At 54.8% G+C, this 22,838-nt stretch carries 18 protein-coding genes; 5 read left to right on the forward strand and 13 right to left on the reverse strand.

Annotation, left to right across the window (positions count from 1 at the left end):
* Positions 1-16 precede the first annotated feature (16 nt).
* The 3 genes from JTI85_RS07005 to JTI85_RS07015 are packed head-to-tail and all read right to left on the reverse strand — an operon-like array spanning position 17 to position 3,240.
* Positions 17-1,435, reverse strand: a complete 1,419-nt coding sequence (locus JTI85_RS07005; RefSeq protein WP_121584345.1) for an L-fucose/L-arabinose isomerase family protein — start codon at positions 1,433-1,435, stop codon at positions 17-19.
* Between the two features lie 34 nt (positions 1,436-1,469).
* A complete protein-coding gene (locus JTI85_RS07010; protein WP_048212342.1) occupies positions 1,470-2,417 on the reverse strand; it encodes a transketolase family protein in 948 nt (315 codons plus the stop codon).
* Positions 2,410-3,240 carry a transketolase gene (locus tag JTI85_RS07015; protein WP_061067485.1) on the reverse strand — a complete coding sequence of 277 codons (831 nt, stop codon included), beginning with the start codon at positions 3,238-3,240 and terminating at the stop codon, positions 2,410-2,412. The genes JTI85_RS07010 and JTI85_RS07015 overlap by 8 nt, the downstream gene beginning before the upstream one ends.
* Before the next feature lie 316 nt (positions 3,241-3,556).
* Here JTI85_RS07015 and JTI85_RS07020 point away from each other — a divergent pair, with 316 nt between their 5' ends.
* A complete protein-coding gene (locus tag JTI85_RS07020; RefSeq protein ID WP_048212340.1) occupies positions 3,557-4,507 on the forward strand; it encodes a sugar-binding transcriptional regulator in 951 nt (316 codons plus the stop codon).
* Between the two features lie 127 nt (positions 4,508-4,634).
* Here the strand turns inward: JTI85_RS07020 and JTI85_RS07025 are convergent, their stop codons facing one another.
* The 6 genes from JTI85_RS07025 to JTI85_RS07050 form a co-directional block, all read right to left on the reverse strand.
* Positions 4,635-5,723: an ABC transporter permease gene (locus tag JTI85_RS07025; protein WP_048212339.1), complete on the reverse strand. Its 1,089-nt coding sequence runs from the start codon at positions 5,721-5,723 to the stop codon at positions 4,635-4,637.
* Position 5,724: 1 nt separating this feature from the next.
* Positions 5,725-7,251, reverse strand: coding sequence for a sugar ABC transporter ATP-binding protein (locus JTI85_RS07030; RefSeq protein WP_170971279.1), 1,527 nt, complete (start codon positions 7,249-7,251; stop codon positions 5,725-5,727).
* Positions 7,251-7,859, reverse strand: coding sequence for a DUF2291 family protein (locus JTI85_RS07035; protein WP_048212338.1), 609 nt, complete (start codon positions 7,857-7,859; stop codon positions 7,251-7,253). The genes JTI85_RS07030 and JTI85_RS07035 overlap by 1 nt, the downstream gene beginning before the upstream one ends.
* A gap of 11 nt (positions 7,860-7,870) precedes the next feature.
* Entirely contained in the window at positions 7,871-8,812 is a 942-nt protein-coding gene (locus JTI85_RS07040) for a D-ribose ABC transporter substrate-binding protein (RefSeq protein ID WP_048212337.1), read from the reverse strand.
* A gap of 117 nt (positions 8,813-8,929) precedes the next feature.
* Complete coding sequence (gene entD / locus JTI85_RS07045; protein ID WP_061067487.1) at positions 8,930-9,592, reverse strand: enterobactin synthase subunit EntD; 663 nt, start codon at positions 9,590-9,592, stop codon at positions 8,930-8,932.
* 50 nt (positions 9,593-9,642) lie between these two features.
* Positions 9,643-11,934 (reverse strand): TonB-dependent siderophore receptor, encoded by a 2,292-nt coding sequence (locus JTI85_RS07050; RefSeq protein ID WP_061067488.1) that lies wholly within the window; start codon positions 11,932-11,934, stop codon positions 9,643-9,645.
* A 252-nt stretch (positions 11,935-12,186) separates the two neighbouring features.
* Between JTI85_RS07050 and fes the strand changes: the two genes are divergently transcribed.
* Genes fes through entF form a run of 3 tightly spaced genes read left to right on the forward strand, consistent with a single transcriptional unit; the run spans position 12,187 to position 17,540 of the window.
* Positions 12,187-13,404, forward strand: a complete 1,218-nt coding sequence (fes, locus tag JTI85_RS07055; protein WP_199945044.1) for an enterochelin esterase — start codon at positions 12,187-12,189, stop codon at positions 13,402-13,404.
* A gap of 30 nt (positions 13,405-13,434) precedes the next feature.
* Entirely contained in the window at positions 13,435-13,653 is a 219-nt protein-coding gene (locus JTI85_RS07060) for an MbtH family protein (RefSeq protein ID WP_061067489.1), read from the forward strand.
* A complete protein-coding gene (gene entF / locus JTI85_RS07065; RefSeq protein WP_219352335.1) occupies positions 13,650-17,540 on the forward strand; it encodes an enterobactin non-ribosomal peptide synthetase EntF in 3,891 nt (1,296 codons plus the stop codon). Before JTI85_RS07060 ends, entF begins: the two co-directional genes overlap by 4 nt.
* Positions 17,541-17,573: 33 nt before the next feature.
* Here the strand turns inward: entF and fepC are convergent, their stop codons facing one another.
* The 3 genes from fepC to fepD are packed head-to-tail and all read right to left on the reverse strand — an operon-like array spanning position 17,574 to position 20,370.
* Positions 17,574-18,377, reverse strand: a complete 804-nt coding sequence (gene fepC, locus JTI85_RS07070; protein ID WP_005123456.1) for an iron-enterobactin ABC transporter ATP-binding protein — start codon at positions 18,375-18,377, stop codon at positions 17,574-17,576.
* Positions 18,374-19,366 carry an iron-enterobactin ABC transporter permease gene (gene fepG, locus JTI85_RS07075; RefSeq protein ID WP_048212332.1) on the reverse strand — a complete coding sequence of 331 codons (993 nt, stop codon included), beginning with the start codon at positions 19,364-19,366 and terminating at the stop codon, positions 18,374-18,376. The genes fepC and fepG overlap by 4 nt, the downstream gene beginning before the upstream one ends.
* Positions 19,363-20,370 (reverse strand): Fe(3+)-siderophore ABC transporter permease, encoded by a 1,008-nt coding sequence (gene fepD / locus JTI85_RS07080; protein WP_219352337.1) that lies wholly within the window; start codon positions 20,368-20,370, stop codon positions 19,363-19,365. The genes fepG and fepD overlap by 4 nt, the downstream gene beginning before the upstream one ends.
* A 109-nt stretch (positions 20,371-20,479) precedes the next feature.
* Between fepD and entS the strand changes: the two genes are divergently transcribed.
* The gene (entS, locus tag JTI85_RS07085) at positions 20,480-21,715 is read left to right on the forward strand and encodes an enterobactin transporter EntS (protein ID WP_061067491.1); all 1,236 of its coding nucleotides are present in this window, start codon (positions 20,480-20,482) and stop codon (positions 21,713-21,715) included.
* Between the two features lie 61 nt (positions 21,716-21,776).
* Here entS and fepB read toward each other — a convergent pair whose 3' ends face one another.
* On the reverse strand, positions 21,777-22,733 hold the full coding sequence (fepB, locus tag JTI85_RS07090) for a Fe2+-enterobactin ABC transporter substrate-binding protein (RefSeq protein WP_061067492.1): 957 nt from the start codon (positions 22,731-22,733) through the stop codon (positions 21,777-21,779).
* Positions 22,734-22,838: the final 105 nt, after the last annotated feature.

The following is a 22,838-nucleotide window of genomic DNA, read 5'->3' on the forward strand; positions in this document are numbered from 1 at the left end:
TCTGATTCCCTGAGCATTAGCGATGGAAAAAGGTGTCCACCCCGAGATAGCGGGTGAAAGCTTCATGCAGCACCTCGGCACTGGCAGAATGGTTCATGGCCACGTGATGCTCAAAGCCGTTGCGACAGATCCAGGACAGTAGATCCTCCAGATGAGGCACCTGAATTACCGCGCGACAGCCAACCGTATCCAGTGGATCGTCAACCGATTGCCCTTCCCCGACGTAGGCTTTGATTTCACCGGTTAAATCGTCGGTACTCAGGCGGAAGTAGGTCAGCGCACCGCTTTTCATGCGTCCATGTACCGCACCACAGGTGTTCTCTTTTCCCACCGTGGTGCCGATGATATCTGCCGTGCCCATCTTCGGGTTATCCAGACTGGCTGATGCGAAGTTACCGCAGTGAAACAGGACACATTTGTCACGATCGTCGCCGAAATTATTATTCCAGTCAGCAATCGATGCAGGGCTTAAATTACTGCTGGCGAGCGCGTACATTGACAATGCACCCATCACGTCCACTTCGCAGGCGCTGGGCATTAACTGCCCGGACATTACGCTCATGATCGAACAAACATTGATACCCAAATTTTCCTGCAGCGAGGTCCAGCACTGGATGGCTGTCGTATCAATATCGTTGGCAACAACCCATTCGCTGATAACGACAAACAGTTTTGCCATTGTGACCAGTTTGTCAGTTGGAATGGTGCTGGCGTCGGCGTTATCCAGCAACAGACGTCGCTTCTCATCCACGCGAATATCGTCGTCGTGCAGTCGTTTGATGCGGGTAAAGACTTCAGACAGGTCCAGTGTTTCCACGGCGATCCCCAGCCTTTCGAGTAATTTTTCGCTGTAGCGGACGGTATTAAACCCGGCCGGACGTGCACCGATTGCGCCGACGCGTACACCGCGCATGCTGGTAACAACCCGGCAGATTTGTTCGAAGCGTTTCAGATCCTGTTCAAACACTTCGCCTGACAGATCGCAGACATGCTGAGTGGTCAGCGTAAACGGTATACCGTACTGGCGCAGGTTATTGCACAGGGATATCTTGCCGCAGAAGCTGTCACGGCGGGTGGCCAGTCCCATTTTATCAAGATTGTCCTCCTGCGCCTGTACCAGCACCGGCACATTTAAACCAGAAAGACGCAGCGTTTCCGCTATCGCTTTTTCGTCGCCAAAGTTAGGCAACAGTACCACCACACCGTGAATGTCATCGCGGTGTGTGCGGAATAATTCAGCACAAATTTTCGCATCCTGACGGGTTTCAACCCCACCGAGCTCGGTCTGCGTATCGTCGAGCATAATGGTTTTAATGCCCAGCCGGTCAAAGAGTGCGCTGGCCTGTTCGCGGGCTTCAGCAACCAGATAGCTCGGGAAAAATCCCCGATTGCCAATGATGACAGCCATGGTCAGTTGTTGAGGAATTCGGGACATAGCTTTCTCCAGTAAGTGTTCTGTTATTATTGTTTTATCGTGTTGCCTGTAACAGCGCGGTGGCGTTTTTCACGACGCCCGCTGCGTCAATTTCGTGGCGCGCGCGTGTTGCCGCACGATCGGCGGCGATGGCATATTGGCCATCGCCAATGCCTAATCTACGCAGTGGAATCGCACTGCCTGCTTCTGCCAGCACTTCAGCCACCAGACTACCCACGCCACCATTCACGTTATGTTCTTCTACGCTGACCACAGCCTTGCAGTGGGCTAATGCCGCCAGCAACTGTTGGGTATTGCAGGGGCGAATTGACGGTACACTGATTACGCTGGCATCAATACCAGCCTGTTCCAGCTGTGTGGCAGCCTCGACAATTTCATGCACGGTTGAGCCCATCGCGACCAGCGCAACATCTTTTCCTTCCCGCAGAATATCGATATTCCCCGGGGCGAAGCGGTAGTTTTCGTCGTGCAATTCGGGCAAGGCTTTGCCATCAAGGCGAATATAAACCGGACCAACGTGGCTTAAGGCATAGTCGATAATTTGTCGGCATTCCACTGGACAGGATGGGGCGTAAATCTCAATATTGCCAAAGCCTCGCAGCACGGAAATGTCATCAATGCTGTGGTGCGTACTGGCGAGCGGGCCGTAGCTGGCCCCCGCGTTCAGACCAATCAACTTCACGTTGGTATTGTTGTAGCAAATGTCGACTTTAATTTGCTCATTAGCCCGTGAAATCAGGAAGGGCGCGGCGTTACAGGTGACGGCGATTTTACCGCCCAACGCCAGACCAGCAGCGGCGCCGACCAGCGTCTGTTCGGCAATACCTACGTTGACCAGACGGCCGGGAAATTCCTGCATAAATGGGGCGATTTTAGCTGTTGATGTTGAGTCGGCCACGACGGGCACAACATCCATCCCGCGTTTGACTGCGGCAATTAACGTGTTCACCATCACGGTGGCGAGGTGTTCGCTATTACGCATCTTTCAGTTCCTCCAGCGCCAGTTCAATTTCTTCTCCTTTTGGCACACGGTGATGCCATTCCGGGCGGCCCTGAATAAAGGAGATCCCGGCCCCTTTGGTGGTGTGTGCAATGACAACGTGCGGTTTGCCTTCGGGTGTTAATCCTTCCAGCGTGCGCACCACATCATTCATATCGTTCCCACGGCACTCTGTAACCTGCATGCCGAAGGCACGCCATTTTTCATCCAGCGGATCGGTGTTCATGATCTCTTTGGTTGCTCCGGCGAGTTGGAGGTTATTTTTATCGTTGATAATAATGAGGTTATCGAGTTTATAGTGGGCGGCGACCAGGGCCGCTTCCCAGTTACTGCCTTCGGCCAGTTCACCGTCACCGGTGACGACAAATACCCGGCGCTTGCTATTGCTACGTTTAGCTGCCAACGCAATCCCTACTGCAACCGGTAGGCCGTGGCCAAGAGCCCCTGTGTTCAGTTCGATTCCTGGTGTTTTATGTTTTACCGGATGGCCTGGTAGATGCGAATCGGCGTGTTGGTAGGTCGCCAGCCAGTCCACCGGAATAAACCCCGCTTCTGCCAGTACACAGTAGTACCCCCCCACGGCATGACCTTTCGACTGGATGTAGATATCGCGCTCGTCGCTCTCTTTAAGCGCCACAGAGCAGTTCAGGATGCGAAAATAGAGTGCTGTCAGCAGTTCAACCTGCGACAGGTCAGCGCCAGTGTGCCCGCCAGCCGGACTTTCAGCATTCAACACGATTATGCGGCGACGCACGGCACGTGCTTTCTTTTCTAGCTCTGGTATTGAGAGCAAAAACGGATTCATAAGACACCTCTTGAATGTTTAATCTTGGTTGAATAAATATTCCGTACGGGTGCAGTAGTGCAACTGTCTCTCTATTCACTGCGTAATCTGCAGATAAAACAGTCTGTCGTTATTGGTTAGAATAAATATTCACTACTGATTTATTATTCATTATTGAAGATATGCCTTGTCTGGCAGTTTGTCTACGGCTTGTGCCACCAAATTTTGGAGAAAAGAGAAAAGGATCACACTAACGAGTTAACAGGAAAGGTGCAGATGGCTTGTTATCTATTCAGGTATGAATAAAAATAACAGGTAGTTTACCAGGGGGAATGCCATGTCAAAGCAGGATGAACAGCGGTTGCTGGTTAAGATAGCCACACTCTACTATGCCGAAAATAAAAAACAGTCTGAGATCGCTACGCTGCTGCACTTGTCGCAGTCCTTTGTCTCCCGTGCGTTGACGCGTTGCCAGAAAGAAGGGCTGGTGAAAATCACCGTCGTACAGCCGACCAATATCTTTGTGGAGCTGGAAAAAGCCATTGAAGAGCAGTTTGGTATTCGCCAGGCGATTGTCGTTGATGTTGGAGATAACCCCAGCAGTACGCAAATCAAACATGCTATTGGTAGCGCGGCGGCACACTATGTTGAAACCCGCCTGCGTGCCGAGGACCTGGTTGGGATTTCCTCCTGGAGTAGCACCATTCGTTGCATGGTTGATGAGATGCACCCGCAAAATATCCGTGCAGCGGGCGTCATTCAGTTGCTGGGGGGCGTAGGGCCGAACGGCAACGTGCAGGCCACGATTCTTACCCAGCAGTTGGCGGCGCACCTTGGCTGTCCGGCCTGGCTACTGCCTTCACAAAGCATTGAACATTCGGTGGAGGAACGTACGCGGTTGGTTAACAGCCCGGACGTTGCTGCTGTGGTTGAAAAGTTTGCCGAAGTGGATGTGGCCATTGTCGGCATTGGTGAACTCGAGCCTTCTCAACTGCTGAAAAACTCAGGCAACTACTACAACGAAGAAATGTTGCGGCTGCTGGCCGAACGCGGCGCGGTCGGGGATATTTGTCTGCATTATTACGATGCAGCGGGAAATCCGGTACTTAACCATGAGGAAGATCCGGTCATCGGCATGGAGCTTTCGCAGATCCGCGACTGCAACCATGTGATTGCGCTGGCGGGCGGAGTGGAAAAACAGAATGCGATTCGCGGCGCACTGCAGGGAAATTATATTGACGTACTGATCACAGACTACCCGACAGCGCGTAGTCTGGTAAAAGGGTGATGTCGCGGCGAGTTCAGTTATAACCAGCCCCAGGGGCTGGTTATAGTCATCAGCGTTTTGTTAAGCGTAGTTTATCAGGCCTACTGTCATACGCGACGTAGGCCTGATAAGCACAGCACCTTGAGGGCTACTGCGTTTCCATCGCTGCTTTTTGCGCGACCACGGCGGCTTTTTGCTGCATGCGATTTTGCATCTGGTCGATGATGACTGCGACAATAATCACGATGCCCTTAATCACCATCTGCCAGAATTCGCTGACCCCCATCATGACCAGACCATCGGCCAAAAAACCGATGACGAAGGCACCAATTAATGTCCCTAAAATCGTGCCCCGCCCACCCGCCAGCGACGTACCACCAAGTACAACGGCGGCAATGGCGTTCATCTCAAATGCCGTACCGTTCGCCGGATGGCTGGCGGAAAGTTGCGCTGAGACCACAATACCGGCAATGGCGGCACACAGTCCTGACAGGGTATAGACCCAGATTTTCACCTGTTTTACTTTTACTCCTGACAGCTCAGCAGCGCGTTCGTTATCGCCGATGGCGTACACGTGGCGACCAAAAGGCAGGCGACGGGCGACGTAAGCAATGACCAGGGCCAGCGCTATCATCATCCAGATGGCCCACGGAATGCCAAACAACGTTCCAGCACCAATCTCATCAAAACCGGTATTACCGAGCTGAGGATTACCGGAAAGCCCTGGGAAGGTTTGCCCATCGGAGGTCAGCATTGCCGCACCGCGCAAAACGTACATGGTGCCAAGCGTACAAATAAACGGCGCAACGTTATACCGGGTGATGATCCAGCCATTCGTCGCGCCAATCAGTCCACCAATCAACAGAACGACAGGTACAATTACCCAGACACTGGGAAAAATTGCTATGCCGAACATCGGTAATACAATACCTTTGGTGATAAGCCATCCGGCAATCATGCCGCACAGCCCCAGCGTCGCGCCAATCGAGAGATCAATCCCGGCGGTAATAATGACAAACGTGATCCCCAGTGCCAGAAATGCGTTAATGGCAATGTGCTTGATCATAATGACCATACTGCCGCCAGAAAGGAATCCCGGTACGGTAAAAGCAAAAAAGCCGACTATCAAAAACAGTGCAATAAAGGTGCGTAATTTTAGGATCAACAGCAGGATATTTTCCCGTGAGAAAGCGACTGTGGAGCGAGGCGCGACGACAGCAGATTGTAGTGTTTTCATGTCAGAACCCCTGAGCACTTGCGGTTACCAGCGCCGACTCTTCGGCACGATCGCGGGCGATATCGGCCGTTAGCTTGCCGCCGGACATCACCAGAATGCGGTCAGAAACCGCCATAATTTCTTTTAAATCCGAGGTGGAGAAGACCACAGCAATCCCCTGCTGTGAAAGTTGGACCATCATGCGGAACACATCGGCTTTTGCCCCGACGTCGATGCCACGTGTCGGTTCGTCAAGAAATAGAATTTTGGGATTGGTGAGCAGAGAGCGACCAATCACCACTTTTTGCTGATTACCGCCGCTCAGCGCCTGAATTTCCACATCGGGTGAGGAGACTTTTATCGACAGATTACCAATTGTGCTGGCGACTACCGCCTCTTCATCTTTACGGGCAATGGCAAAGCCGCGCTGCAAACGGCGCCACAGGCTGGCAATGGTCAGATTGGTGGCAACGGATGAAATAGGGAAAATCCCCGTGCGTTTGCGGTCCTCTGGCACCAGACTCATCCCCATACGGATGCGATCGGCGGTCGTTAAGCGTTGCGGGACCGGTTTGCTGTCGAGCCACAGTTTGCCGAGATAGTTGCGCTCAGTCCCTAACAAGCACTCGAACAATTCAGTTCGTCCGGCTCCCATCAGCCCATAGATACCGACAATTTCACCCGCGTGAACGTTAAAGGTGACATCATTGACGACCGCGTTGCCCGCAGTATTGACGCAGGTAATATGTTCCGCTTCCAGAACCGGGGCGCCAAACGTGCGGCCAGGTTCGAGAAAGTTGCTCACCGGATCGCTGCCCAACATCTCGCGCACAATCCATGGCACATCGATCTCGCTCACCCTGGCTTCGGCCTGAAATTTACCATCGCGTAAAATGGTGATCACATCGCCAATCGACATCAATTCTTCGAGACGATGGGAAATGTAGATAATTGACACCCCCTGGCGGGTCAGTTCACGAATGACACGGAACAGGATCTCGACTTCAGTTTTACTGAGCGCTGAGGTGGGTTCGTCAAGGATCAGGATATCCGCATCTTCAGCCAGGGCCTTCGCGATTTCGACCAGTTGTTGCTGTCCCACTTTGAGATTGCCAACCAGATCGCGTGGTGATATTGGCTGATCGAGTCGGGTTAACAGTTCGGCGGTACGTTTTTCCTGTTCGGCCTCATCAATGGGAGCCATGCCCGTTTGAATTTCCCGACCGAGGAAAATATTTTCCGCGACGGTGAGGTTCTCAAACAGGTTTAGTTCCTGATGCACCATGCCAATTCCGTGTGCCGCTGCGTCCCGGGTATTGGCGAAGCGCACGGGATTTCCATTAAGCGACATCTCGCCGCTGCTGGGCTGCTGAACACCCGCGAGGATCTTCATCAGTGTGGATTTTCCCGCGCCGTTTTCACCAATAATCACGTTCACTTTGCCGCGCCAGACCTGATAATCCACGCTGTCCAGCGCAATCGTGCCAGGAAACAACATGGAAATAGCATGGGTGCGCAGGATGATGTCATCAGCTGAGGTATTGCGCATTAATGAGTCTCCTGTTCAAGCGTCAGCGCTGCCGCGTTTTCCGCTTTTCCAGCATTCAACGTCACGGCGAACAGCACTGTCGCAGTCTTCCCTTGCCAACTCGTGTCTACAGCGGATAAGTGTTTTGCCGCTTCGCGGTTATAGGCCCGTGAAAGTTGGGCAAACTGAACCTGATTAGTAAAATCTTCGAACTTGAAACCGCTGGCATCACGAATAGCATTGCCGCGCATTACCGGACCAATCTGGACTGTGACGGGCATGTCATTGACCTTCACCACGATGGTGCGTTCACGCCCATTGGTGGTGTCGATGCTATCAATCGTGCTGGTCAGGCGTACAAACACGCTTTCGGGAGCGGGTGAGGGGGCCTTCAGGCGAGTGGTCAGCGCTGAAGCATCCAGAGCATGTTGCTGCGCCGCCTCCAGAACACGGGATTGCCAGGTTTGTTGCGCGATCTGATCGGGAGTTTGGTTGTCGAAACTGGCTTTGGCCTGTGGATCGGCCGGGATGATGGGTTTGCCGTTTTCGTCGAGGTCAACTACCGTGCAGGCCGTCAGCAACAGGGCGGCGCACCCAACCAGTGCGGCACCCCATTGTGTTAACGACATAGTGCCTCCGTTTAGTGGCTCAAATTAAACGAGTTCAGCTTGCTGGCATTGGTTTCATCAATCAGCACGCAATCCATAAGCTGTTTTTCCTCTTTCTGGGCTTTGCCGTTTTTCAGGTAATAATCTGCCTGCTCAACCGCCATTTGTGCCTGTTGCCAGCCGGGTTGCAGCACGGTCGCTTTGATATTGCTTTTATTGATGATTGAATCGCGGGTGTAGTCGCTACCATCAAAACCGACCACGATGACATTATTTTTCCCGGCAGCCTTCAGTGCGGCCTCGGCACCCAGCGCCATAGTGTCATTCCCTGAGATCACCCCTACGATATCCGGGTTGGTTTGCAGAATGGATTCCATGCGGGTAAAGGCTTCGGTTTGGCTCCAGTTTGCTGTTTGTTGGGCCACCATTTTCATGTCCGGGTAATCGTCGAGTACATCGTGATATCCCTGCGAGCGTACATGAGCGTTGGTGTCGGACTGACGCCCCAATAGTTCAACGTACTTCCCTTTTCCGTCCAGCAGTTTGGCGAACGTCTCCGCACCGAGCTGTGCGCCTTGATAATTATTCGACACGATTTGTGCGACGGCGATGCCGGTTTTATTGATTTCGCGATCGATCAGAAAGGCAGGCACGCCTGCTGCTTTGGCTTTTTCCAGCGGACCCACGGTGGCATCCGCACCCGCATTATCGAGAATGATTGCTTTCGCTTTACGGGCAATGGCGGTTTCAATCAGCTGGTTTTGTTTATTGACGTCATCATCATGAGAGGCAACCAGCGTCGTGTATCCCAGCGCTTTTGCTTTGGCAACCGCGCCGTCGGCCTCGGCTTTAAAGAACGGGTTGTCGTGGGAAGGGGTAATAATCGCAATCAATCCGTTGTCAGCAGCATACAGCGAACCCGAGGCGGTCAGGATCGAGGCCAGTAATACGGATTTAACCAGGGTCTTGTTCATCTTTTTCTCCACTTTGAATATTTATTCAAATATGATTTATTATTCAAGTTAACGATAAATCGAGATAATCGAACTGTCTACGATTTGCGCAGCTAATTTCTTAAAAGGAGAAAAGGATCACGATCCTGATGGCGAGGCCGGGCACAGCGTAATGATGTTGTTACCACGCTGAAACCAACGCACGTTGACGTCCTGATTGCCGAGGTTTGCCGAAAATGATGGCATAATTTGCAGGGTTATATGCTGAGTCGTGAGGGCGGTAATTTTTGCGCTGGCGAAACCAGGTAACCCGCTTGCCTGGGTGGAGAATGCCTTATACAGACTCTCTTTGGCGCTGAAGGCCAGGGTTAAGGCAAGTGGAAAGGGGAGTGACGCATGAAGCAAAACCTTTCTCTCAGTGTTGTCTATAATGCTGTCAGCCAGCTCAGCTGCGACCTGCGGCGAAAAAATAGCCTCAATATCCAGTCCGACGGGGTGGCGTGAGACGACAGCCAGTGCCGTTGTCGCGCTATGACTGATACTGCCAAAGAGGCCATGTGGCCACAGCGGTTGTCGCTGCTCGCCGATGCCGGGCACCGTTTTGATACCGTATTCACGTAAAGCATGTATTGCGGCGATACGCCCTGCCAGGTGCTCTGCTTTACGTTTACGTGCGCCAGCGGTTAGCTGGGCATGGTGAGGGAGCCAGAGCAGATCGTGCTCGTGAAAGCTGTTGGGATCAAATTCGATGATCTGCAGCGAATAGTCTGCGAAAGGCAACGATGTGTGTGTTGTACGCATGATTTTGTATCGTTTCCCTCTCCCCACCGGGAGGAGAGGGAACAACGCTATCAGAAGTGTGTATTCACGCTCATGAACCACGTACGACCCGGTTCGTTATAGGTGTACGCGCCAGCGCCCGCCATATAATTACCGGTAACGATATCGCCAGTGGTCTGGGCATTGCCTTCACGCCACAGACGTTTGTCAAAGACGTTATCCACGCCGCCGGTCAGGCTGACGTTTTTGGTCACGTCCCAGGTCGCGCTCAGGCCGACGATGCTGTAAGGACTCACTTCTTGTGCCGAGCTGCCGGTTACCGGTTTACCCTGGTAATCGTATTTCTTCGGCTGCTGTTTGCCGTACCAGGTAAAGGTGGATTGCAGTGACAGATCTTCACGCGCCTGCCAGCTCAATGTTGAGTTCAGCGTGTACTCAGGAATAATCGACAGACGTTCGCCAGTCTCTTTATTCTTGCTTTGCAGCATGTAGGTGATGTTGTTGGTCCAGGTAACGGTTTCGCTAACCGGCACGTTCAACGTTCCTTCCAGGCCTTCTACCACCGCTTTAGGAATGTTTTCCCACTGATAGATATCGGTGTAGGTTGTTGTAGTCTTGCCCGTTGTTGCGTTTTTCTTGCTGATAGAGGTTCTGTCAAACGGTACCGTACCCGCTTCAATCTTGTTTCGGTAATCGTTGCGGAACCAGGTGACGCCAGCCAGCCAACCATCACGTTTGAACTCGAGACCAATCTCTTTGTTGATGCTGGTTTCAGCTTTCAGGTCATCGTTACCCATCATGTAGCAGCCAATACCGCTGGCAGAACCGGTGGCATAGCAGCCCTGGCCTTTACTGTACAGAATGTAATTCGGGTTGAGTTGGTACAGGCTTGGTGCTTTATAGGCGCGCGCGATACCCATTTTCAGCGTAAAGTCGTCGCCCAAACCTTGAGACAGGTTCAACGACGGGCTCCAGTTGTCGCCCACAATGCTGTGGTGGTCGAAACGCAGACCCGGTGTCAGCATGGTGCTGTCGGTCAGCTCCATGTTGTTTTCGGCAAACAAAGAGAAGATCTCGGCTTTCGAATATGGGCTGCGATCGGTGCTGCTGTAGCCTGGAATATTACCGCCCATAAAGGTCTGCGAGTTAGACAACATGTCCTTCATGCGCTGCTGGTTCCATTCAGTACCCAGCGTCAGGTTTTGATTGACCAGTAGATCCAACGGAATGCTGATCTCACTGTGCAGCATGACGTCATTCAGGTCGGCATCGACATATTTTTGTGAAGCAGTCGGGTCGAAGATCCCCTCTGTTCCACCGGCCAGACCTTCCGGTGTGCGAGAGTTCCGCGTATGTTCGTACTGCACCCAGTTGCTGGTGGTGACACCATTATCCCAGCCGCCGTTCCAGGTCAGCGAGTAGTTCTGACGGTACAGACGGTTAGTTTCTTTACCGTAGTTATCTTTCACCAACTGGTTAGTGTTGGTATTTTGCGTGTCGCCCGCGTACAGGTTGCCCTGGCGGCTATAACCCGCTTCCAGTTCAAGTGACTGAAGTGGGGCAAAATCCCAACGCACAATACCGTTGATGTCTTTGTTGATCACCCCTTCACGACCGGCGGGTAAGGTATTTGAATATGTGCCGGTACGTTCTGACTGATGACCCTGGTTGATGTCCCATGCGTCGGCCTGGGTTTTATCGAGATTACCGTACAGACGGAAGCTGAAATCTCCGCCCATTGGGCCGTTCAGGCTAAAGTTGGTGCGTTTGGTCGAACCTTCGTCTTTGTGTTCCGGGGCATTGAAATAGGTATCCCAGGAGCCGTGCCATTCACTGCTGCCTTTTTTGGTGATGATATTCACCACGCCACCCGCAGCACCGTTACCGTAGCGTGCCGCGGCTGGGCCGCGCAGCACTTCAATACGCTCGATCATTTCCGGCGGCACCCAGGCGGTATCACCACGGGTATCACGCTCGCCGCGCCAGCCCTGACGCACAGAGTTGCGGCTGGTGACCGGCTTGCCGTCGATCAGAATCAGGGTGTTTTCCGGGCCCATGCCGCGAATGTCTATCTGACGGTTGTTGCCACGTTGACCGCTGGTTGAGTTACCGGTCAGGTTAACGCCTGGCATGGTACGGATGATTTCCGACACGTCGCGAGCCGGAGGGTTCTTACGGATTTCATCTGCGGTGATGGTCGAAACGCCTGGAGCCTGCAGGTTCTGCTGAGCGGCGGTGACGACGATGGTGTCTTCATGAGAGACGGCGGCGCTATCGGTTTTATCTTCTGCCATCGCGGGCAGGGCTACCCCGTAAATCCCTAAATTGACCAATAAGGCCAGTGAATGAATCTTGTTGTTCATTGTATGTCCTGCTTTCTTTTAGCCACGAGTACCCGTGTGCCGTTTTGGGCACCAGGCCTGATGTCGCCCGCATCTGCGTAAACCCCTCCGTTCCAGAAAAAGTACGCAGCGCCAGGTCGGTTTATAAGTGGTGAAAAACTGTGCGCGCTTCCCACAGCGCGTCAATACGCTATTGCAAATGCAAATAGTTATCAATAATATTATCAATATATTTCACGCTCAGATATAAAATTTCACAATAAACATGGGGTTATGGCGGTGACGACGTTAATGATGGGAAGCGAGGCGTGGTGGCAGTCGAAAAAAGGCCCGGAGTGGGAGCGTGAAGACAACGGAAATTATCGGGTAACGTTCTGGTGGCGTGACCCGCAGGGAACGGAAAAAGAGTCAGCCATTCGCCGCGTGTGGGTCTACATTACCGGCGTTACCGATCATCATCAAAATGCCGTACCTCAGTCGATGCAACGCATTGATGGAACAAATGTTTGGTGCTGGAGCATTTCCCTGAGCGCTAACTGGCGCGGCAGTTACTGTTTTATCCCCTCCGATCGAAACGATATTTTTGCCTCACTGGCACCGGGTGAAACACCCGATCGCACTGTGCTACGCGAAGGCTGGCGACAACTGCTGCCGCAGGCCATTGCCGATCCTCTTAATCCACAGAGCTGGCAGGGCGGTCGTGGTCACGCGGTGTCCGCGCTGGAGATGCCAGATGCTCCCGTACAGCCAGGATGGGATCGCCCTGAAAATCCCGACTCGCCCGCAGTATGCCTGCAATGGCACAGCGATCGGTTGGGTAATACGCGCCGGGTGTGGGTTTTCACCACCGGTGAAGCCAACCCGCAAGAACGTCCCCTGGCTATTCTGCTGGACGGACAATTTTGGGCACACAGTCTGCCTGTCTGGCCGGCGCTGACCTCACTCACTCATCGTGGCCAGCTTCCTCCCGCGGTATATCTCCTGATTGATGCCATTGATACGCCGCATCGCAGCCATGAGTTGCCGTGTAACGCTGATTTTTGGCTGGCAGTTCAGCAGGAATTATTGCCGCTGGTCAAAACCACGACGCCATTCACCGATGACCCGCAGCGTACGGTGGTTGCCGGGCAAAGTTTTGGCGGTTTGGCTTCGCTGTATGCTGGCCTGAACTGGCCGGAACGGTTTGGCTGCGTACTCAGTCAGTCCGGATCTTATTGGTGGCCGCATCGCGGTGGTCATCAGGATGGCGTGATTATTGAACAACTGAAGGCCGGAACGGTAAGCGTTCAGGGTCTACGTATTGTGCTGGAAGCCGGGACCCGCGAGCCGATTATTTTTCGTGCTAATCAGGCGCTATTCGCCCAATTTCCCTCTGCACCACAGTCTATTTTCTGGCGTCAGGTTGAGGGTGGTCATGATGCGCTTTGCTGGCGCGGCGGCTTAATGCAAGGGCTGATGACGCTCTGGCAACCGCTCACCGACACGCTTTAACCGGACGATGTTCCACGACAGGAGTTGAGTATGGAATTCAGTAACCCCTTCGATAACCCGCAGGGACAGTTTTACATTCTGCAAAACCCACAACGTCAATTCAGCCTTTGGCCTCAGCAGTGCTCACTTCCTGCTGGCTGGACGGTTGTGTGCGAACCGCAGTCGCAGGAAGTCTGCCAGCAATGGCTGGATGCGAACTGGACCACGCTGACGCCAGCGAACTATGTCGATGTACAGGAGGCGCAATGACTCAGCGCTTACCTTTAGTTGCGGCCCAGCCGGGGATCTGGATGGCAGAAAAGCTCTCCACATTGCCCTCGGCGTGGAGCGTTGCACACTATGTCGAATTAACCGGTGAACTGAATGCACCACTGCTGGCAAAGGCAGTCGTGGCCGGTCTGGAGCATGCGGATACCCTGCGGATGCAGTTCACTGAGGATAACGGTGAAATCTGGCAATGGGTTGATCCTACGCTCACCTTTGCTGAACCTGACATTCTCGATTTACGCAATGAATCCAGTCCGCACGAGGCGGCACGTGCGTTGATGCGGGCGGATCTGCAACAGGATCTGCGCGCTGACGGTGGCAAGCCGCTGGTCTTCCATCTGCTCATTCAGGTGGGAGATAAACGCTGGTACTGGTATCAGCGCTATCATCACTTACTGGTTGATGGCTTTAGTTTCCCGGCTATTACCCGCCAGATTGCTGCAATTTACACAGCGTGGCTGCGCGGTGAATCCACGCCAGCCTCGCCATTTACGCCGTTTGCCGAGGTCGTGGAAGAGTATCAGCAGTATCGTCAAAGCGATGCCTGGCAACGTGATAGCGCATTCTGGGCTGAGCAACGCCAACAACTGCCGCCGCCGGCTTCATTGTCGAACAAACCGCTGCCAGGTCGCTCAGCCAGCGCGGATATTATTCGCATGAAGTTAACTGCACCTGAAGGTTCATTCCGCCAGCTTGCGTCACGTATGCCAGATGTTCAGCGTGCGGATCTGGCGCTGGCGCTGGTTGCATTGTGGCTCGGTCGTTTATGCAGCCGAATGGACTATGCTGCCGGGTTTATCTTTATGCGCCGTATGGGATCAGCTGCGCTTACCGCTACCGGACCGGTGTTAAATGTCCTGCCCTTTGGCGTGAGACTTGATGCAGCAGAAAGTCTCCCTGCGCTTGCGCAACGGCTGGCCGGGCAGATGAAGAAAATGCGCCGACATCAGCGCTATGATGCCGAACAAATTGTCCGTGACAGCGGGCGTGCGGCCGGGGCTGAGCCACTGTTTGGCCCGGTACTGAACGTGAAAATATTCGATTATCAGCTGAATATTCCCGGCGTACAGGCGCACACCCATACGCTGGCGACAGGACCGGTGAACGATCTGGAGCTGGCGCTGTTCCCGGATGAAAACGGTGGGCTGAGCATTGAAATTCTGGCGAATAAGCAGCGATATGACGCCGCTACGTTGGCGCAGCATGCCTCGCGTTTAATCGCGCTTATCGAGCAGTTTGCCGACAATCCGTCGCTATGCTGCGGCGACGCCGAAATGTTGTTGCCGACAGAACATAAGCGGCTGGCGAAGATTAACGACACGAGCGTGGAGATCCCGTCCACTACGCTGAGCGCGCTGGTGGCGCAACAGGCCGATAAAACACCGGATGCCCCGGCGCTGGCCGATGCCCGCTATCAGTTTAGCTATCGCGAAATGCGTCAGCAGGTGGTGGCACTGGCAAAACTACTGCGCGAACGCGGTGTGCGCCCGGGGGACAGCGTGGCGGTTGCCTTACCGCGCTCCGTTTTCCTGACGCTGGCGCTGCACGGCATTGTCGAAGCGGGGGCAGCCTGGTTACCGCTGGATACCGGATATCCGGACGATCGTCTGCGGATGATGCTGGAAGACGCCAAACCTACGTTGCTTATCACCACTGATGAACAACGGATTCGTTTTAGCGGTATCCCTGGGCTGGAAAGCCTGTGCTACACCGCTCCGCTGCCAGAGCAAGATGACACACCATTCGCTTTATCACGACCAAATCATACGGCCTATATCATCTTCACCTCCGGATCGACGGGCAGACCAAAAGGAGTGATGGTGGGGCAAACCGCAATCGTTAACCGTCTGCTATGGATGCAGAATCACTATCCGCTGACGGCCGACGATGTGGTGGCGCAAAAAACGCCATGCAGTTTTGATGTTTCGGTCTGGGAATTTTTCTGGCCTTTCATTGCCGGCGCAAAACTGGTGATGGCTGAACCAGAGGCACATCGTGACCCGCTGGCGATGCAACAGTTCTTCGCGACGTTTGGGGTGACGACAACGCACTTTGTACCGTCGATGCTGGCGGCATTTGTGAGCTCACTGACGCCAGAAACGGCGCGGGAAAGCTGCTCCACGTTGAAACAGGTGTTTTGTAGCGGTGAAGCGCTGCCGGCAGAATTGTGCCGCGAATGGGAGCAACTGACCCACGCGCCGCTGCACAATTTGTATGGGCCAACCGAGGCGGCGGTAGATGTAAGCTGGTATCCAGCCTGGGGTGAGGAGCTCGCTGCCGTAACCGGCAACAGCGTACCCATCGGCTATCCGGTCTGGAACACCGGTTTGCGGATCCTCGATGCCATGATGCGTCCAGTGCCCATTGGTGTCGCCGGTGACCTGTACCTGACGGGGATCCAACTGGCGCAAGGTTATCTGGGGCGTCCGGATCTGACGGCGAGCCGTTTTGTTGCCGATCCCTTTAGCCCAGGCGAACGTATGTATCGTACCGGAGACGTGGCGCGCTGGCTGGAAAATGGTGCGGTGGAATATCTTGGGCGCAGTGATGACCAGCTAAAAATTCGTGGGCAGCGTATTGAACTGGGCGAGATTGATCGGGTGATGCAGCAACTACCAGATGTGGAGCATGCTGTTGCCCATGCCTGCGTATTCAATCAGGCGGTAGCGACAGGCGGCGATGCGCGCCAGTTAGTGGGCTATCTGGTGTCACAATCGGGTTTACCGCTGGATATTTCGGCATTGCGCGAGAGTCTGCGCGCAACCCTGCCTGCACATATGGTACCGACAGTGCTGCTGCAACTGGCGGAGCTCCCGCTCAGCGCCAACGGCAAGCTGGATCGTAAAGCGTTACCAATGCCACAACTGACGTCACGTCAGGAAGGGCGGGCGCCGCGAGCAGGGACTGAAACCACTATTGCTCAGGCGTTCACGGCCTTGCTGGGCTGCGAGGTCAATGATGTTGAAGCGGATTTCTTTGCGCTTGGCGGGCATTCGCTGCTGGCGATGAAGCTGGCCGCGCAGTTGAGCCGCATTTTTGCGCGCCAGGTAACGCCTGGGCAGATTATGGTGGCCTCGACCGTCGAACAGCTCAGCGCATTGCTGGATAGCAATGATGACGAGCAGTCGCAACGGCTGGGATTTGAAACGCTGCTGCCGCTGCGTGAAAGCGATGGTCCTGTGTTGTTCTGCTTCCATCCGGCATCGGGTTTCGCCTGGCAGTTTAGCGTGTTGTCACGCTATCTTCCTCCACAGTGGTCGATTATGGGTATCCAGTCACCGCGACCGGATGGCCCGATGCAGACAGCAGAAAACCTGGATGCGGTGTGCGAACAGCACCTGGCAACGTTACTTCGTCAGCAACCTCATGGACCTTATTATCTGATTGGGTACTCGTTGGGCGGTACGCTGGCGCAGGGCATTGCTGCCCGATTACACTCGCGTGGAGAAACGGTCGCGTTTCTCGGCCTGCTGGATACCTGGCCGCCGGAAACGCAAAATTGGTCGGAAAAAGAGGCCAATGGACTCGACCCGGAAGTGTTGGCGGAAATTGATCGTGAGCGGGAGGCGTTTCTGACTGCTCAGCAGGGCAATGCATCCGACGCATTGTTTAGCGCCATTGAAGGTAACTACGCCGATGCGGTTCGACTGCTGAGTACGGCACATAGCGTACCTTTTGCGGGACACGCGACGCTGTTTGTTGCTGAACGCATGTTACCGCCAGGAGTCAGCCCGGAACGCAGTTGGTCGCCGTGGATTTCCAGTCTGGATATTTATCGCCAGGACTGCGCGCACGTTGATATCATTACGCCAATGGCTTTCGAGAAGATTGGGCCAGTCATGCGTGACTTGCTCAACGATATCCAATAAATAGACTCGCCACCTCTGCGGAGGTGGCGCGATTTACCTGTTTGCAGTGCGTCCTAACGGAACCACTAACGGCGTTCCGGCAACCGGATCGTCGATAATCATACACCGTAGCCCATAGATTTTTTCAATGAGCTCTGCCGTGACAATCTCTTTCGGCGCACCCTCGGCGACGATCTTTCCATCACGAAGTGCAATCAGATGGGTGGCATAGCGACACGCCTGATTCAGGTCGTGCAGAACGGCGGCCAGCGTGTAACCTTTCTCCCGGTTTAGCTCACTCAACAGCTCCAGCAGATCAATCTGATGGCTGATATCCAGCCAGGTGGTCGGTTCGTCGAGCAGCATAATCGACGTTTCTTGTGCCAGTACCATCGCTATCCACGCGCGTTGGCGTTGACCGCCGGAGAGGGTATCCACACTTTGCGCCGCCAGATGCGTGATCCCCGTGGCCTGCATCGCGTGGGTTACCGCGATTTCATCTTCTTTACGCCAGCGGGTAAATAAAGGTTGATGTGGATAACGCCCACGAGCAACCAGCTCCTGCACGGTAATATCGCCCGGCGTGGTGGCATTTTGCGCCAGCAGACCAATTCTGCGTGCGACCTCTTTACTGGGGTAATGTTGAATATGTTCGCCATCGAGCCAGACTTTGCCGTGCGCGGGCGTCATCAGACGACTCAATGTACGTAGCAGCGTGGATTTTCCACAACCGTTGGGGCCAATAATGGCAGTGAAGTGACCATCGGGGATCGAGACATTAAGGTTTTCTGCCACGGTAAACTTGCCATAACCCAGCGTTAACTGGTCGCCACGCAAACGGGCTACTGATTCGGTCATTTTTTGCGGGACTCCTGAATTAACAAGACGATAAGGTAAATACCGCCGAGGCTTACGGTGACAACGCCAACCGGAAGCTGATAAGGCATAAATAGCTGCTGAGCGCATAAATCCGCCATCAGCAGTAGCAGGGCGCCGCACAGCGCCGACTGCGTTAATCCCCAACGTGCCGTGCCGCTAAGCCGACGCGCGATGTGTGGGGCAACCAGGGCAATAAACGAGATAGGTCCTGCCAGTGCGGTGGCGGCGGCGGTCAGCACAACGGCGACCAGCATCATCATTAAACGTGAACGCTCTACGCTGACTCCAAGCGCACAGGCGCTGTCATCACCCATTTCCAGTAAACGCAGGCGGCGTACCAACAGCGCGGCGCACCCCAGCATCACGATAATTAGCGGCGCAGAAGGCCAGGTCTTCGCCCAGGTCAGACCGTTGAGCGATCCGGCGTTCCACAGCCCGGCGGTCAGCGCGGTTTCTAAGGACGCCTTCAGCAGCAGCCAGGTGTTGAAGGCTACCAGCATAGCGCGAATGCCGATCCCGATGATGATCAGCCGGAAGGTGTCGATGCCGTTGCGCCAGGCCAGCGCCCAGACCACCAGAGAAGTCAGGATCCCACCGAGCATTGCCGCCAGCGCGATGGCGGTAAGATGCTGACCAAACAGCACCATTGCCACCAGTACGCCGCTCCAGGCACCGGTATTGAAGCCCATCACGTCCGGGCTACCCAGCGGGTTACGCATCAATGACTGGAATATCGCGCCGCTAACGCCCAGCGCCGCGCCAATCAGCAGCGCCATCAACACGCGTGGTAATCGCCACTCGGTCACCACCAGCGTAATGCTACGCGGTGCATCACCGAACAGGGCGGCAATAATTTGCGGGGTCTCGAGCATAACGGCACCGCTACGCAGGCTCCACAATCCAACGGCCAGGCAACCGACGACCAGCAGCAGACAACTGACAATCAGGCGACGGGAGAGATGCATCATGCGCCACCCCCGCGCGATTTACGGCGTACCAGAAAGATAAGCACCGGCGCGCCGATAAACGCGCTGACGACCGAGACGCGCAGCTCGCCGGGCACAATCAGACGACCGATGATATCGGCAATCAACAGCAGAGAAGGGGTGGCCAGCAGAGTGACGGGCAGCGACCAGCGATGATCTGCGCCCACCAGCCAGCGTGCCATATGCGGCATCATCAGGCCGATAAAGGCGATAGGGCCGACGATGGCGGTCGCACTTCCGCACAGTACGGTAATCACCAACAGGCCAATAAACTGGGTACGCGCAACTTTGCTCCCCAACGCCGTTGCGGTGTCGCTTCCCAGACTGAGGCTATTCAGAGCACGGCTGAGGAACAGCGCGACAGCACCGGCAATCAGGACCGGCACCAGCACGACTTTCAGCGTCTGCAGGCTGCGGATATCCAGTGAACCAGCTTGCCAGAAACGCAACTGGTCGTAGACGTCCGGGTTGAGCAGGGCGATGCCTGTGGATAATCCTTCCAGAACAGCACCCAGCGCAACACCGGCCAATGTCAGACGTACCGGGCTGAGCTGCCCGCCGCCCTGACTGCCGGTAAATGCCACGATCAGCGATGCGACCAGCGCACCGGCAAAAGCCATCAGCAGTTGTTCTTGCGCAGAGGAGAAGCCGAACAGTGCGGCCCCCAGCACAATAGCAAAGCTGGCACCAGAGTTGACGCCCAGAATACCGGGATCGGCGAGAGGGTTTCGCGTGAGCGTTTGCATCAGCGCACCCGCCAGGCCCAGTGCACCACCTGCGAGGAGCCCTGCCAGCGTACGCGGGAGTCGCGCGTCCAGCACGATGGTGCAATCGGCGCTTTGACAACTGCCGGTGAGCGCATCAAATACCACGGAGGTGGGCAGCGACTTTGCGCCAATAACCAGACTTAATGCCGTGGTGAGAACAAGTAGTAACAACAGTCCGGGCACGGCGAAGGCGCGTGTCACGGAAATAGAGCATGACATATCAACTTCCCTGATAATGATAGTAATTATCGTTATCGATCTTATTTGGATATGTTAGCATGTGCAGCCATTGAATGGATATTGAAAAAGTACCTGGTAAGGCTCTGTAATGAATCGACAATCCTGGCTGCTTAATCTCAGCCTGTTAAAGACCCATCCTGCATTTCGCGCCGTCTTCCTCGCCCGTTTTATTTCCATTGTCTCTCTGGGGCTATTGGGGGTTGCGGTCCCGGTACAGATCCAGATGATGACGCAGTCGACCTGGCAGGTCGGTTTGTCGGTTACGCTGACCGGGAGCGCCATGTTTATTGGTCTGATGGTGGGCGGCGTACTGGCCGATCGCTATGAGCGCAAAAAGGTGATCCTGCTGGCTCGCGGAACCTGTGGGATCGGTTTTATTGGCCTGTGTCTGAACGCGCTGCTGCCCGAACCGTCGTTGCTGGCTATCTATGTTCTTGGTTTATGGGATGGCTTTTTCGCCTCGCTGGGTGTCACTGCGTTGCTGGCGGCGACGCCGGCGCTGGTCGGGCGTGAAAATCTGATGCAGGCCGGGGCGATTACCATGCTGACTGTGCGTCTGGGATCGGTGATTTCGCCAATGCTTGGTGGGGTGTTGCTGGCGACCGGTGGCGTGGCCTGGAACTACGGCCTGGCGGCGGCGGGTACATTTATTACCTTGTTGCCGTTGTTGAGCCTTCCCGCGTTACCGCCTCCGCCGCAGCCGCGCGAGCATCCTCTGAAATCGCTGCTGGCAGCATTTCGCTTTCTGCTTGCCAGCCCGCTGATTGGCGGCATTGCGCTGCTTGGCGGTCTGTTAACCATGGCGAGCGCCGTGCGCGTGCTGTATCCGGCACTGGCGATAAACTGGCAGATGTCGAGCGCACAGATTGGGTTACTGTATGCGGCTATTCCACTGGGCGCGGCCATCGGGGCTTTAACCAGTGGGCAACTGGCACACAGCGTGCGTCCGGGTCTGATTATGCTGGCATCAACTGTGGCCTCTTTCCTGGCTATCGGTCTGTTTGGCTTGATGCCGGTCTGGCAGCTTGGTGTGGTTTGTCTGGCGCTGTTTGGCTGGCTGAGTGCGGTCAGTTCTTTGTTGCAGTACACCCTGTTACAGACGCAGACGCCGGAAGCGATGCTCGGGCGAATTAACGGTTTGTGGACCGCACAGAACGTCACCGGCGATGCGATTGGCGCGGCGCTGTTAGGGGGGCTGGGGGCGATGATGACGCCTGCGGCCTCGGCAAGCGTCAGTGGGTTTGGGTTGGTGATTGTCGGTCTTTTACTGCTGCTGTTGTTGGGAGAAGTGCGCCGATTCCGGCAAGTTCCCGTGAATGTCTGATCGCGTTATGCTCTACGGATTGTAGGCCGGATAAGGCGTTAGCCGCATCCGGCACTGACCATTAAAACAGAGCCGACAGACGTTGCAGCAGCAGCGTTGCGCTGTAGTAGTCGAGACGGAAGGTTTCCGTGCCCAGCGCATAGACGCGTCTGTTTTGCACAGCAGGCAGATGCGCCAGCAGTGGATTAGCGTAAATCGCATCGGCATCTTTGCTGTCGCCTGCAAACAGGAACAGCGCTTCGCCATTCAGACCCGCCGCCAGGTTTTCACCACCAAGCTGGATAATATCGTGACGTTTACCCTGGCTCTGGCTGGTATGTAGTCCGGCAGGTAGTGGTGCCAGCGTGAAACCGAGCTGTTCCATCAGCTTGCCTTGCGCGGACTCCGGCGTCCACAGGTTGGCGCTGTGTGCGGCTGCGGTATACACCAGCGCACTGACTGGCTGTGGCGGCAGGGTGATACGTTGCTTTACCGCGAGCAGTTGCTTATCAAACTCAGCAATACGCGCCGCTGCCTGTTGCTCCTGCCCGGTGATTTCACCTAATTGTGTCAGCAGTGACTGCCAGCTTTTGTCGTCGTAATTAATGATAAGCGTAGGGGCTATGGTGGACAGTTGATCGTACAGTGCAAGCGCGGAATCTCCCCCGGTGGCGCTGACCAGAATCAGATCCGGCATTTGTGCTGCAACGGCTTCGGCGCTCGGCTCGCCAATATACAGGCGGCTCAGTTTGCGTTCTTTGGCGACGTCGCTCCACTGGCGTAAAAAGCCCTGAGCATCACCAATACGGTTATTCGGTGTCGTGGCACCGCTGGCAATGATAGGCGCATCAATAGCGAGCAGAGAACCGGTGAGCGTGACGCTGGTGGACACAATGCGCAGTGGCTTATGTTCCAGCGTGTGCGTGCCGCGGCTGTCGGTAACCTGGCGTGGCCAGTCAGCGGCATGGCTTAAAGAAATTCCTGAAATAACGAGTCCAACCAGTAACAGCGCAGTGCGGTAAAACGCGGAAAATCTCACAAATAAGCTTCCTGTTATCAATGTGGTTAATGCTTCTCATTTTCATTGTTACGCGTCAGGGATGCAAGCCTAAGTCGCACATTGTGTTACCACAAGAGTTGACAT

The sequence above is a fragment of the Citrobacter sp. Colony219 genome, assembly GCF_019382635.1.
Taxonomy (GTDB): domain Bacteria; phylum Pseudomonadota; class Gammaproteobacteria; order Enterobacterales; family Enterobacteriaceae; genus Citrobacter; species Citrobacter youngae.